11 protein-coding genes are annotated in these 12,765 nt (G+C 72.3%); 6 read left to right on the top strand and 5 right to left on the bottom strand.

Going from position 1 to position 12,765, the window contains the following annotated elements; translation table 11 throughout:
• Positions 1 to 81 precede the first annotated feature (81 nt).
• The gene (locus RMN98_RS08980) at positions 82 to 2,400 is read left to right on the top strand and encodes a ComEC/Rec2 family competence protein (protein ID WP_309648474.1); all 2,319 of its coding nucleotides are present in this window, start codon (positions 82 to 84) and stop codon (positions 2,398 to 2,400) included.
• 43 nt (positions 2,401 to 2,443) lie between these two features.
• On the top strand, positions 2,444 to 3,418 hold the full coding sequence (gene holA, locus RMN98_RS08975) for a DNA polymerase III subunit delta (protein ID WP_309648473.1): 975 nt from the start codon (positions 2,444 to 2,446) through the stop codon (positions 3,416 to 3,418).
• 130 nt (positions 3,419 to 3,548) lie between these two features.
• On the opposite strand, the gene rpsT is transcribed toward holA, so the two are convergent.
• Together rpsT and RMN98_RS08965 are read right to left on the bottom strand one after the other, a co-directional pair.
• Positions 3,549 to 3,806, bottom strand: a complete 258-nt coding sequence (gene rpsT, locus RMN98_RS08970) for a 30S ribosomal protein S20 (RefSeq protein WP_309648472.1) — start codon at positions 3,804 to 3,806, stop codon at positions 3,549 to 3,551.
• Positions 3,807 to 3,938: 132 nt separating this feature from the next.
• Positions 3,939 to 4,880, bottom strand: coding sequence for a hypothetical protein (locus tag RMN98_RS08965; RefSeq protein ID WP_309648471.1), 942 nt, complete (start codon positions 4,878 to 4,880; stop codon positions 3,939 to 3,941).
• A gap of 101 nt (positions 4,881 to 4,981) precedes the next feature.
• Here RMN98_RS08965 and lepA point away from each other — a divergent pair, with 101 nt between their 5' ends.
• Positions 4,982 to 6,895 carry a translation elongation factor 4 gene (gene lepA / locus RMN98_RS08960; protein WP_309648470.1) on the top strand — a complete coding sequence of 638 codons (1,914 nt, stop codon included), beginning with the start codon at positions 4,982 to 4,984 and terminating at the stop codon, positions 6,893 to 6,895.
• Between the two features lie 9 nt (positions 6,896 to 6,904).
• Complete coding sequence (locus tag RMN98_RS08955; RefSeq protein WP_309648469.1) at positions 6,905 to 7,795, top strand: aminoglycoside phosphotransferase family protein; 891 nt, start codon at positions 6,905 to 6,907, stop codon at positions 7,793 to 7,795.
• A gap of 8 nt (positions 7,796 to 7,803) precedes the next feature.
• On the opposite strand, the gene RMN98_RS08950 is transcribed toward RMN98_RS08955, so the two are convergent.
• The 3 genes from RMN98_RS08950 to RMN98_RS08940 are packed head-to-tail and all read right to left on the bottom strand — an operon-like array spanning position 7,804 to position 10,753.
• Entirely contained in the window at positions 7,804 to 9,252 is a 1,449-nt protein-coding gene (locus tag RMN98_RS08950; protein ID WP_309648468.1) for a DUF1254 domain-containing protein, read from the bottom strand.
• Between the two features lie 45 nt (positions 9,253 to 9,297).
• Entirely contained in the window at positions 9,298 to 9,690 is a 393-nt protein-coding gene (locus RMN98_RS08945; protein WP_309648467.1) for a VOC family protein, read from the bottom strand.
• Positions 9,691 to 9,694: 4 nt separating this feature from the next.
• Positions 9,695 to 10,753 (bottom strand): hypothetical protein, encoded by a 1,059-nt coding sequence (locus RMN98_RS08940; protein WP_309648466.1) that lies wholly within the window; start codon positions 10,751 to 10,753, stop codon positions 9,695 to 9,697.
• Between the two features lie 111 nt (positions 10,754 to 10,864).
• On the opposite strand from RMN98_RS08940, the gene RMN98_RS08935 reads away from it, so the two are divergent.
• Complete coding sequence (locus tag RMN98_RS08935) at positions 10,865 to 11,518, top strand: MOSC domain-containing protein (RefSeq protein ID WP_309648465.1); 654 nt, start codon at positions 10,865 to 10,867, stop codon at positions 11,516 to 11,518.
• A 2-nt stretch (positions 11,519 to 11,520) separates the two neighbouring features.
• Positions 11,521 to 12,753, top strand: a complete 1,233-nt coding sequence (locus tag RMN98_RS08930) for an MFS transporter (RefSeq protein WP_309648464.1) — start codon at positions 11,521 to 11,523, stop codon at positions 12,751 to 12,753.
• Positions 12,754 to 12,765: the final 12 nt, after the last annotated feature.

The raw sequence follows: 12,765 nt of genomic DNA, 5'->3' as shown, positions 1-12,765 counted from the left end.
GAGGTCGACGGCATCGGCGACGCCACGTTGGAGCAGATCGCTCCGTTCGTGACGATCTGACGTGCCGACGAGCCGTCGGTGGTGAGGCCCGACGACCACGACCCCGACCGGGGACCTCGCGACCTGCGGATGCCCCTGCTCGGGGCCGTCGCCTGGCTCGCGGCGCTGGCGACGCACCTGCTCGGTGCCCGTGCGTGGGTGCTTCTCGGGACCCTGGCCGTGCTCGCGGCTGCGGCCGTGGCACTGCCCCCGCGACGGCACCACGCGGCCACCGTCGCCGGCCTCCTGCTGGTCGCCGCGGCCGTCGCGGGCTCCACCGGGCTGCGTCACCAGGCGGTCAGCGACAACCCCGTCGCCTACCTGGCCGACGACCGGGCAGCGGTGGTGCTGACCGGCACCGTGGTCTCGGACCCGCGGCCGGTGTCGGGGCGCTTCGCCGAGCAGGTGCTGCTGCGTCTGGAGGTCCGGGAGGTCACGGGTCGGGGCGCCACCCACCGCTTGGCCACCCCGGTCCTGGTCATCGGTGGGGAGGCTTGGTCCGGTGCCGCGCTGGGGTCGCGGGTGCGCACGTCCGGGCTCCTGGCACCGGCCGACGGTGGTGACCTGGCCGGGGTGCTGACGTCCGCCCGCGACCCGGTCGTCCTCGCACGACCCGACGTGTGGTGGCGCGGTGCGGGCGCCGTCCGGGCATCGATCCGCGCCTCGGTCGCGCACCGTCCCGACGACCAACGGGCCCTCGTCCCGGCGCTCGTCGACGGAGACGACGCCGGGCTGGACCCGGCTCTCGCCGATGACTTCCGCACCACGGGGCTGACCCACCTGACCGCCGTCTCGGGCACCAACCTGACCCTGGTCGTCGGCTTCCTCCTGATCCTGGCGCGCTCGTGCCGGGTGCGCGGCCGTTGGCTCTACCTCGTCGGCGCCCTGGGCATCCTCGGCTTCGTGCTGCTGGCCCGCACCGAGCCGAGCGTGCTCCGCGCGGCCGCCATGGGAGCGGTCGGGCTGCTGGCGATGGGGTCCAACGGGCAGCAGCGGGCCTTCCGGGCGCTGGGAGTAGCCGTGGTCGTCCTGCTGCTCGTGCAGCCGGGACTGGCGGTCTCCGTCGGCTTCGCCCTGTCGGCTCTCGCCACGGCCGGCATCGTCGTGCTCGCGCCCGGGTGGCGCGACGCGATGTCGCGCTGGCTCCCACGGTGGGTGGCGGAGGCAGTCTCGGTGCCGGCAGCGGCCCAGCTGGCCTGCACCCCGGTCGTCGCCGCCATCTCGGGACAGGTCAGCCTGGTCGCGGTCGTCGCCAACTTGGCCGTCGCCCCCGTCGTGGGGCCGGCCACGGTCCTCGGGCTCACCGGTGGGCTGCTCGGCCTGGCGGTTCCTGCCGTCGGCACCCTCGTGGGGACCGTCGCCGCCTGGTGCGTTGGTTGGATCGTGGCGGTAGCGCGACGCGGTGCAGACCTCCCCGGCGCAGCGCTGGACTGGGAGGCGGGCGTCGCATCGGTGGCCCTGCTCAGCCTGCTCTGCGTGCTCCTGGCCGTGGCCGCACCCCCGCTCCTGCGCCGGCCGTGGGCGGCCATCGGCCTCGCGATCGTCATGGTCGTCGGGGTGACGGTCCGGCTGCCCAGCCCGGGCTGGCCGCCCGAGGGCTGGGTGCTCATCATGTGCGACGTCGGCCAGGGCGACGCCCTGGTCCTGCGAGCCGGCCCCCGGACCGGGATCGTGGTCGACGTGGGACCCGATGCCTCAGTCGTCGACGCGTGCCTCGACGACCTCGGCGTCGACATCGTGCCGCTCGTGGTCCTGACCCACTTCCACGCCGACCACGTCGACGGCCTGGCGGGGGTGCTCGAGGGGCGTGAGGTCGGTGAGGTGGAGACGTCGCGGATGCGTGACCCGACCTCCGGGGTCGAGACGGTGCTCGGCGCCGCCGCGGCAGCCGGACTGGCTCCCCTCGTCGCGCCCTACGCCGAGACGCGAGTCGTCGGCGAGGTGGCCTTCCAGACCCTGTGGCCGCTCCCGGCCTCGCCCACCGAGGGCACCGGTGACGGGAGCCGGGCCAACGACGCCAGCGTGGTGCTGCTCGCCGAGGTCCGGGGGGTGCGGATCTTGCTCGCCGGTGACCTCGAGCCCCCGGGCCAGGCGGCCCTGGCGCGGATGGTCCCGGGCCTCGACGTCGACGTCCTCAAGGTGCCCCACCACGGCAGTCGCTACCAGGACCTCGACTTCCTCACCTCGCTCGAGGCGGAGCTGGGACTGGTGTCGGTAGGAGCCGACAACGACTACGGGCACCCGGCGGGGGAGGTCCTCGACGCGCTGGAGCAGGCCGGCACCGAGGTGCTCCGCACCGACACGGCGGGCGACCTGGCTGTCGTCGTCGACGACGGGGAGGTGGTGGCGGTGGGCCGATGAGGGAGGCCGGGGGACTGTCGGGGCGGTGTGGGAAGGTTGCCCCATGCGTGCGGGAGACGTCCTGGGTCGGGTCACCCTGGTGACCGGCAAGGAGGAGTTCCTCAACGAGCGCACGATCACCGCCGTGCGTGAGGTGGTCCGCTCCCACGACCCCGAGTCCGAGATCTCCGAGACCGGTGCCGCCGAGCTGACGCTCGCCACCCTGGGGGAGCTCTCCGCCCCGTCACTGTTCTCCACGATCCGCTGCGTGGTGGTGCGCTCCTTCGAGCAGCTGCCCGACGAGTCGGTCGACGGACTGCTGGGCTATGCCGCGTCGCCCGCCGAGGACGTTGCGCTGGTGCTGGTCCACGGCGGCGGCCCCAAGGGCTCCGGAGTGCTGACCAAATTGCGCAAGCTGGCCACCGTGACCGAGTCCAAGTCGGGCGAGCTGAAGCCCTCGGAGTTTCCCGCCTTCGTCGCCTCCGAGGTGCGCGTCCACGGCGCCACGATCGAGCAGGAGGCTGCGCTGTTCCTCGTCCAGGCCGTCGGGCACGACCTGCGATCGCTGTCGGCCGCGGCCCACCAGCTCACCAACGACTTCCCGGGACAACCGCTCACCGTCGACCGGGTCAAGCAGTACTTCGGCGGTCGCGCCGAGGCCAAGTCCTTCGCGGTCGCCGACGCCGCTTTCTCCGGACGCCGCACGGCCGCGCTCGAGGAGCTGCGGTGGGCACTCGACGGCGGCACCCCCGCGGTCCTGGTGACGTCGGCCTTCGCCGGCAGCGCCCGCGGCCTGGCCCGCTACAAGGGCGCCATGCGGGGCATGCGCGAGGCAGACCTGGCTCGCGAGGTGGGGGTCCCGCCGTGGAAGCTGCGCTCGATCCGTGACCAGTCCCGGGGATGGTCCGACTCCGGGCTCTCGCGGGTGATCAGAGCCGTGGCCAAGGCCGACGCCGACATCAAGGGAGCCGCGAGCGACCCGTCCTACACGCTGGAGCGCCTCGTGCTCACCGTGACTGCGCTGCGCGACCAGCGCTGACGGCAGTCGCTGGCTCAGGGAGCTCCTGGCCGGGAGATCCAGGCCGCGAGATCCAGTCCGGAGGATCCCGGAAATGCACGAAGACCCGTCAGAGGGACTCTGACGGGTCGCACGTGCGAGGCTGCTCAGCTCAGAGCGAGGCAGCCTTCTTGGCGATGGCCGACTTGCGGTTGGCCGCCTGGTTCTTGTGGATGACGCCCTTGGACGCAGCCTTGTCGAGCTTGCGCGCGGCGTCGTGGCCTAGCGCCACGGCGTCGGCGGAGCCGGCCTCGGCGGCCTCGCGGAACTTGCGGACGGCGGTCTTCAGGTTGCTCTTCACAGCCTTGTTGCGCTCGTGCGCCTTCTCGTTCTGCTTGTTGCGCTTGATCTGGCTCTTGATGTTGGCCACTGCTACGCCTTCGTCTTGGGTGAATGCTGTCTCAGGTCGGGAGGTTGCGGTCGGCGCAGGCTCCTGCCGGACACGCGACGGGCAAGATTAGCAGCGGGCCCTCCGGCTGCCCAAATCGGACGAGACCCTGGCTCACTCCCAGCCCCGGCGCTCGCACAGCCAGTCCCAGACCACCTCGCCCTGCCACCACTGCACGTCGCGGAGGTGGGGCGACGTCGGCGGCACCGGCTCGTCGGACTGGCGCATGAAGAAGGCGGCCAGCAGGGCCAGGACGATGTCGACGTGCTCGGCCGGCAGGTCCTTCGTCAGGGTGGCCGAGGCGAGGGCGGCCTCCACGTCGAGCCCGTCGCCGCGGGGACCGATCATCAGGAAGACGGTGTCGAGCCACGCGGCCCCGACCGCCGGCCAGTTCCAGTCGCACAGGACCGCCGAGCCGTCGGGGCGGATCAGGATGTTGTCGTCACGCACGTCGGTGTGGACGACCGTGTCGCCCGCGGTGACCTCCACGAAGCGGGCTGCCAGCGCGGCGCCCTCCTCCTGGTGGGCGAGCCCGGGGCGGGTGGCGCGGACGTGGTCCCAGTGGCCGGGGAAGTCAGCGAACTCGACGGCGAACGGGTCCAGGGCCATGCCCGCGGGCGCAGGCGTGAGGACCCGGGCAGAGCGCTCGAGCATCGCGATCGAGGCGTCGAGGTCCGCCTGCGTCCAGGGACGCCGCGGCGCCCGACCCTCGACGTACGCCAGACCCAGGACGACCCAGTCCTCACCGTCGTGGAACCAGCGCAGCGGCGCCGCGGGGGCGCCGGCGGGCAGGCCACGGAGCTTGCGGGCCTCCTCGCGGTAGGAGTGGGCGAACATCCGCTGCGCCTTGGTCGACGCCGCCTTCACGAAGTGGCGTGACCCGTCCTCGCAGACCAGCACGGACGCGAAGCCGGGGGTGAAGCCGCCCCCCTGCGAGATCGCCTCCACCACGGGGGAGCCGCAGCGCTGCTCCACGAGGCTGCGGATGTGGGGCGGGAGGAAGGTCCACTCGACGCGGCGGGCGGTCCGACCGTGGGGAAGGGGTGACTCGATCACCCGGCCCATCCTCGGCCACCGGCCGCCGCCGGCGCGAACCGGTCAGCGCCGGCGCCCGGTGGTGCTCGCTGAGGCAGGGATGTCCAGGGCCGTGTGGGAGAATGGTGCGTCCCCCCGCACACCACCGAGAGTCGTCCGTGCCCCAGAACCTGCCCACCCCCGGCCAGACCGATCCGGCGATCATCCGCAACTTCTGCATCATCGCGCACATCGACCACGGCAAGTCGACGCTGGCCGACCGGATGCTCCAGCTGACCGGTGTCGTCGACGCCCGTGCTGCCCGTGCGCAGTACCTCGACCGCATGGACATCGAGCGCGAGCGGGGCATCACGATCAAGAGCCAGGCCGTCCGCATGCCGTGGACCGTGCCGGCCGGCAACGACCAGGGTGCCGAGCCCGGCAACTACGTGCTCAACATGATCGACACCCCCGGCCACGTCGACTTCACCTACGAGGTCTCGCGCTCCCTCGAGGCGTGCGAGGCGGCCGTCCTGCTCGTCGACGCCGCGCAGGGCATCGAGGCCCAGACGCTGGCCAACCTCTACCTCGCGCTCGGCGCCGACCTGCACATCATCCCCGTGCTCAACAAGATCGACCTGCCCTCCGCGCAGCCCGAGAAGTACGCCGCGGAGCTCGCCGGCATCATCGGGTGCGACCCCTCCGACGTGCTCCAGACCTCGGCCAAGACCGGGCTCGGCGTCGAGGCGCTGCTCAACGAGATCGTCAAGCAGACCCCGGCGCCCGTCGGCAACGCCGACGCCCCGCCCCGCGCGCTGATCTTCGACTCCGTCTACGACACCTATCGCGGCGTGGTCACCTACGTCCGGGTCATCGACGGCAAGCTCAAGCACCGTGACCGGATCAAGATGATGTCGACCGGCGCCGTGCACGAGATGCTCGAGGTCGGCGTGATCAGCCCCGAGCCGGTCAAGGCCGGCGAGATCGGCGTGGGGGAGGTCGGCTACCTCATCACCGGTGTGAAGGACGTGCGTCAGTCGCGCGTCGGCGACACGGTCACCAGCCAGCACAACGGTGCCGACGAGCCCCTGGGCGGCTACAAGCACCCCAACCCGATGGTCTACTCCGGGCTCTACCCGATCGACGGCGACGACTACCCGACGCTGCGCGACGCGCTCGAGCGCCTCCAGCTCAACGACGCAGCCCTGGCCTACGAGCCCGAGACCTCGGGCGCGTTGGGCTTCGGCTTCCGCTGCGGCTTCCTCGGCCTGCTCCACATGGAGATCACCCGCGACCGCCTCGAGCGCGAGTTCAACCTCGACCTCATCTCGACGGCGCCCAACGTGGTCTACGAGGTCACGCTGGAGGACGGCAAGGTCGTCGAGGTGACCAACCCCAGCGAATACCCCGAGGGCAAGATCGCCGAGGTCCGCGAGCCCGTCGTACGCGCCACGATCCTGAGCCCGTCGGACTACATCGGCACGATCATGGAGCTGTGCCAGACCAAGCGCGGCAACCTGCAGGGGATGGACTACCTCTCCGAGGACCGCGTCGAGATGCGCTACACGCTGCCGATGGGCGAGATCGTCTTCGACTTCTTCGACCAGCTCAAGTCGCGCACCAAGGGCTACGCCTCGCTCGACTACGAACGCTCCGGTGACCAGGCCGCCGACCTCGTCAAGGTCGACATCCTGCTCCAGGGCGAGCCGGTCGACGCGTTCTCCGCGATCGTGCACAAGGACGCCGCCTACTCCTACGGCGTGATGCTGGCCGGCAAGCTCAAGGACCTGATCCCGCGCCAGCAGTTCGAGGTGCCGATCCAGGCCGCCATCGGTGCCCGGGTCATCGCCCGCGAGAACATCCGCGCGATCCGCAAGGATGTGCTCGCCAAGTGCTACGGCGGCGACATCACCCGCAAGCGCAAGCTGCTGGAGAAGCAGAAGGAGGGCAAGAAGCGGATGAAGATGGTCGGCCGCGTCGAGGTCCCCCAGGAGGCGTTCATCGCCGCGCTCTCCAACGACGGCGCGGGCAGCTCGGTCGACAAGGCCAAGAAGTAGCCGAGCACCGTGCCGACCGACCTCACCGCGGTCCTGGCAACCTTCGCCGGGCGTGACGAGTCGTGGGCCTCGTGGGTCGACACCGTGCCGGGTGTGGTCGCCACGCTCCTGGCGGAGTGGGAGCTGGTGCCCGACGGCCCGGCGATGCACGGCTTCGCGTCCGTGGTGGTGCCGGTGCTGCACCAGCGGGATCGGGCAGTGCTCAAGGTGGCCTTCCCCGACGACGAGTCCGAGCACGAGGCGCTGGCCCTGCAGCACTGGCACGGGCGCAGCGCGGTCACGCTGCTGCGCGCAGACCCCCGCCGACGGGCGATGCTGCTCGAGCGGTTGCACCCCACCGACCTGACCGAGCACTGGGACGTCGAGGCGTGCGAGATCGTCGGCGGGCTCTACGCCGACCTCCACCGACCCGCACTGCCGCAGCTGCGCACCCTCACGTCGTACGTCGAGCGGTGGGGCGCCGCGCTCGGCTCGCTGCCGCGCAGCTCACCCCTGCCGCGCCGCCTGGTCGAGCAGGCGGTGTCGCTCGGCCGCGACCTGGTTGCCGACCCGGTGAGCCACGGGCGGGTGATCCACGGGGACCTCCACTACGCCAACGTGCTGGCCGCCGACCGGTCGCCGTGGCTGGCGATCGACCCCAAGCCGATGAGTGGCGACCCGCACTACGAGGTCGCGCCGCTGCTGTGGAACCGCTTCGACGAGCTGGCCGGCGACGTCCGCGAGGGGGTGCGACGGCGCTTCCACACGACGATCGACGCGGCCGGCCTCGACGAGGACCGCTCGCGCGACTGGGTGGTCGTGCGGATGCTGCACAACGCACTGTGGGCGATCCAGGACGGCGACCCGGACGCGGCCTGGCTGACCACGTGCGTGGCGATCGCCAAGGCGGTCCAGGACTGACGGTGCACTCAGCCGAGGTGCGGCCCCAGGTCCTGGACCGGTGGCGGTGTCCACCTGCCGTCGAGGGCGGCCGGTCGTGGACCGTAGAGGCGCAGGTTGAGGCGGAACTGGCCGGGCGGGGACGGCAGCCAGTTGACGGTGGGGTCGCTCGGGCGCGTCCGGGACATCACCACGACCACGGACCCGTCGGGCTGCTCGCGCAGGCCGGGGTGGCTCGGGCCGATCGAGTAGCGGTCGCCGGCGTTGGGCACGAGATAGCCGTCGGCGTCGTACATCGTCAGTGACCAGAAGTAGCGCACCGGCGGGAGGTCGTCGGCAGCGAGGATGAGCCGGTAGTCGTTGGTGCCGACGTAGGGCACCCCGGTCCCGTCGGTCACGCCGACCGGGTAGGTCGCCTCGATCCGGGTGTTGGCGCCCAGGCCGGCCGAGGCGATCTGGGCGCGCAGCTCGTAGTCGGTGCCGTAGCGCCCGATCCTTGGAGGCGGGTCGAACCAGCCGTCATGGGTCAGCGCCCCGCGCAGCGCCCGCGCCTGGACCTCCCGGGGCAGCAGGCTCGCCGCCGTCGAGATGGCGCGGAAGAGCGACTCCTGCGTGACCGGGTCCAGCCCCGCCTCGTCGGGGGAGAGCCCCGGGCCGATGCCGTAGGCCGCCAGGCGAGCGAGCAGGGGCTCGTCCCGCTGCGGCGGCGGGATGCGGGTGAGGGCGGCGTTGAGGCGTCGTACGAACGCGGCACCGGTGGTCGGCGTGGGGTGCCTCTCGGGCCTGCCCGGACGGCAGTCGTCGGCGAAGGTGCGGCGTCGACCGTCGACGTCGGTGAGCGTGTAGCGCGTCATCAGCTGGTGGGCCCGACGCTGGTCGGCGCGACCGGACGCGAGCGTGCGGCCGATGACCCAGACGTAGCGGTAGCGGCTGGTCACCACCCGGTCGTACGTCGGGCCGCCGGCGGGCCCCGGGCGGCGCGACCACCGCACCTGGACCGACCCGGCCCCACCCCCGTCCTCACGGGCGCCGGGGATCGCGATCACGTTGGTGTAGGGGTCGAGCATCGCGAAGCTGTAGTAGCGACGGCCCATGTCGGGGTGGCGCAGGACGACCGGGCCTCCGCCGAGGTCGAGGTGGGCGATCGAGTAGAGCGTGTCGGTGTTGGGGGCCACGACGGTCCGGGCAGTGGCGTCGGCGAAGCGGCGCGCGTTCGAGAAGGAGTTGAGCGGCGCGTTGCCCCTCTCGTCGGGGCAGCGGACGCTCGTCATCTCCGCGCGCACGCGCAGGGACTCGAGCAGCGGGAAGCCGTACTGGTAGGCATCGCGGCCGATCGTCAGCGCGCTCACGGGATCGGGGGCGGCGGAGGCAGCGGCGGCGACCGGGGCGGGCGAGGCCGGGCTCGGTGCTGCGGTGACCAGCGGGCTCGCGAGTGCGGCGACGCACAGCGCGCCCAGGATCGACAGACGACGTCTCATGCGGCTCCGGCTCCTCGGGGTGGGTGACCCGAGACTAGTGACTCCTCAGTCGCCGTCGTCGCGGCACAGGCAGAACGGATGGCCGGCCGGGTCGAGCAGGACCCGCACGTGGTCCTGCGGTTGGTGCTCGGCCAGCGTCGCGCCGAGGGCGAGGGCCTCGCCCACCGCCTCCTCGAGGTCGCCGACCTGGAAGTCGAGGTGCATCATCGCTCGTTGCCCGCCGGCGACCGGCGGCCACACGGGCGGCACCCAGTCGGCGGCGTCCACCTGCTGGAAGACCAGGTAGGGCCCCTCCTGCGCCGCGGCGACGATCGCGGTGCCGGGCTCCTCATGGCCGACCGGCCAGCCGAGCAGCCGGGAGTAGAAGTGCGCCAGCGCGCTCGGGTCCGGGGCCTCGATCGCGTTGCCCCACCACATGCCGGGTGTCCGTGATCGCATGCGGTCACCCTCGCCCAACGGCGGTGACGATGTCCAGGGACGCCAGGAACGCGTCGTACGACGCCTGGTCCTCGACCCACTCCTCCGGCGTCGCCGCCCAGGTCAGCCGCGCGGTGTCGTTGCCGACAGCGACGTTGCGCCACGTGCCGGGGCCGCTGCCGAAGCGCGGCCTGGTCAGGGTGACGACCCAGGTCAGCCGGTTGGCGGGCCGACCGTCGAGCTGTGCCGCACCGGGCTCGAGCACGATCTCAGAGACGTTCTTGGCGCCGCGGAGCCGGTCCGCCTGCTCCGCCAGCGAGTCGCGCGGCGACACCACGACCTCGGCGAAGCGCTGGAGCGACTCCCGCGGTCGCAGGTAGAGGTAGCAGCGTCCGCCGCGCGACTCGACGGTCTCGGTCTGGGGCAGCGGGGGCAGGTAGCGCGCGGTGGTCCCACGATCGGTGCAGGTCGCACGGTCGTCCTCGACGACCGCCACCGACGAGGCGACGGTGGCCAGGGCGTCGGCCTCGGCCTCCCCCCGGCCCGCGGCGACGTCCCAGTGCAGGCGCACGCCGTCGGCCTGGAGGACCCGCACGTCCAGCGGGAGGCCGTCGTTGAACGGGGCGAAGGCGAGCGCCTCGCCGTGTCGGTCGCCGAAGACGGCCACGTCGTCGTCGTAGGACACGTCGGTCAGGCCGTCGTCGCCGCCGTCACCCTCGAAGGGCGCGACCTCCTCGTCGCGGAAGTCCGCCAGGGACTGGCCGACGCCCATCGTGACCGACAGCCCGCGCTCGTTGCCGGTGGAGAAGGAGCAACCTCGCCCCGTGCGGTAGGAGGTGCGGTAGTCGTCGGGCACGAGCAGCCGCAGCGTGAGCCCCGAGCCGCCCTCGCCACGCAGGTCCGGGCACTGCTCCACGTGGTAGCCCTCAGGCGCCGGCCCCGCGACCGAGGCCGGGAAGGGGGTGGGAGCCACGACGGCCGGACCGGACGCGCTGTCGTCCGGTGCCCCCGAGCCGCACGCCGACGCGAGCAGCAGCAGGGGGACCATGGAGAAGGCGGCCAGGGCCGTGCCCGAGAGCTTCATGTCCCCTCCGACCCCAGGCGCACCCGACTGGTTCGGTCCGTGACCGGATCGTGACGGGCGGCGGCAGAAACCCGGTCGCCCAGGCGGGACCGGCGGGAGAGGATGGACGACATGGCTCTCCTGCGCTCGGTCAACGTCGGTCGTCCCCGCGAGGCGGCGTGGGCCGAGATCGGCCGCACGTCGATCGACAAGGCCGCCGTCGTCGGCCCGGTCGAGGTCGGCCCGCTCGGCATCGCCGGCGACGAGGTCTCCGACACCCGGCACCACGGCGGCGTCGACCAGGCCGTCTACGCCTTCGCCCGTGAGGACCTCGACCACTGGACCCAGGTCCTGGGCGAGCCGATCCGCGACGGGCAGTTCGGCGAGAACCTCACCACGTCCGGGATCGACGTCAACGAGGCCGAGGTCGGCGAGCGCTGGCGCATCGGCGCCGACGTCGTGCTCGAGGTCGCCTCGATCCGCACCCCGTGCAACGACTTCAAGATGTGGATGGGCCGCGGCGGCTACGACAACACCGCGTGGGTCAGGCGCTTCACGCTGGAAGGTCGCCCCGGGCCCTACCTGCGGGTGCTCGTGCCCGGCACGATCGAGGCCGGCGACGAGATCAGCGTCGTGCACGAGCCGGGTCACGGCGTGACCGTGTCGATGATGTTCCGCGCCCTGCACAGCGAGCCCACGCTGCTGCCGCGCCTCCTCGAGGTCGACGGCCTCGTCGCCGAGGCGCGCGACAAGGCCTCGGCGTACGTCGCCAACCGGTCGCTGTGAGGGTGGCGGACCGCCTGCTGCCCGAGGAGCCCGCCGTACGCCGGATGGCGGTCGCGACGCTCGTCAACACGATGGGCAACGGCATCTTCTTCACCCTCAGCGCGCTCTACTTCACCCGGATCGTCGGGTTCTCGGTCGTCGAGGTCGGGACCGGTCTGAGCATCGCCGCCGGGATCGCGCTCTTCGCCGGCGTTCCGATCGGGCACCTGGCGGACCTGCGCGGCCCCCGCGAGGTCCAGGTCGCGCTCGTGCTGGTGATCGCGGCCCTGACCGGGCTGCTCCTGCTGGTGACGCAGTGGTGGCAGTTCGTCGTCGTCACGAGCGTCATCGCGGTGCTCGACCGCGGCGCCGGCGCGGTGCGGGGGGCCCTGATCGCCGGCCTCGTCGAGGGCGCAGGTCGGGCGACCACCAAGGCCTACCTCCGCTCGGTGACCAACGTCGGGATGACGATCGGCACCGGGATCGCCGCGGTCGCGCTGCACGCCGACACCCGCGAGGCCTACCTCGTGGTGCTCTACCTCGACGTGGCGTCGTACGTCGCGGCGGCGGCGTTGCTGGCCCGGGTGCCGCACGTGCCACCCAGACCCGCGGGCCAGGGGCTCGCCATGCTGACGGCCCTGCGCGACCTGCCGTTCGTGGCGGTGGTGGTCGTCAGCTCGGTCGTGACCATGCAGTACTGGATCCTCGAGCTCGCGATCCCGCTGTGGGTGGTCAACGAGACCGAGGCGCCACGGTGGCTGGTGGCGGTGCTGATGGTCATCAACACCGTCATCGTCGTGGTCGCCCAGGTGGCGGTCGCGCGGCGGGTCGTCACCGTCGACGCGGCCGTGCGAGCGACCTTCCTGGCGGGGCTGCTGTTCTTCGCGGCGTGTGCCGTCTTCGGGCTGAGCGGCCGGGTTTCCGCGGTGCTGGCCGCCACGCTGCTCATCTCGGGTGCGCTGCTGCACGTCGTGGGTGAGCTCGCCCAGGCCTCCGCTTCCTTCGTGCTGGGCTTCGAGCTGCCGCCGGAGGAGGCGATGGGGCAGTACCAGGGGGTCTGGGGGATGACCTTCTCGATCAGCTCGTTCCTCGCCCCGACCGTGATCGCACTGCTCCCACTGGCGCTGGGCGGGGTCGGCTGGCTGCTGCTCGGAGCGATACTGCTGGGGGCATCGGTGCTGACCGGGCCCACGGTCCGCTGGGCCGTCAGGTCGACCGAGTCGCGACGTGTCGTCGAGTCGCCTACCCGTCGGTAGGCTTAGTGATCT

It is taken from the genome of Nocardioides sp., from assembly GCF_031397825.1.
GTDB lineage: Bacteria > Actinomycetota > Actinomycetes > Propionibacteriales > Nocardioidaceae > Nocardioides.
The sequence above is the reverse complement of the archived record's forward strand: the minus strand, read 5'-3'. Positions and strand labels throughout refer to the sequence as shown.

Bases quoted from the DNA above. Each gene is read 5' to 3' on its own strand.
- RMN98_RS08945 (WP_309648467.1), bottom strand. From the start codon at position 9,690: ATGCGATCACGGACACCCGGCATGTGGTGGGGCAACGCGATCGAGGCC.
- holA (WP_309648473.1), top strand. From the start codon at position 2,444: ATGCGTGCGGGAGACGTCCTGGGTCGGGTCACCCTGGTGACCGGCAAG.
- RMN98_RS08940 (WP_309648466.1), bottom strand. From the start codon at position 10,753: ATGAAGCTCTCGGGCACGGCCCTGGCCGCCTTCTCCATGGTCCCCCTG.
- RMN98_RS08950 (WP_309648468.1), bottom strand. From the start codon at position 9,252: ATGAGACGTCGTCTGTCGATCCTGGGCGCGCTGTGCGTCGCCGCACTC.
- RMN98_RS08935 (WP_309648465.1), top strand. From the start codon at position 10,865: ATGGCTCTCCTGCGCTCGGTCAACGTCGGTCGTCCCCGCGAGGCGGCG.
- lepA (WP_309648470.1), top strand. From the start codon at position 4,982: ATGGTGCGTCCCCCCGCACACCACCGAGAGTCGTCCGTGCCCCAGAAC.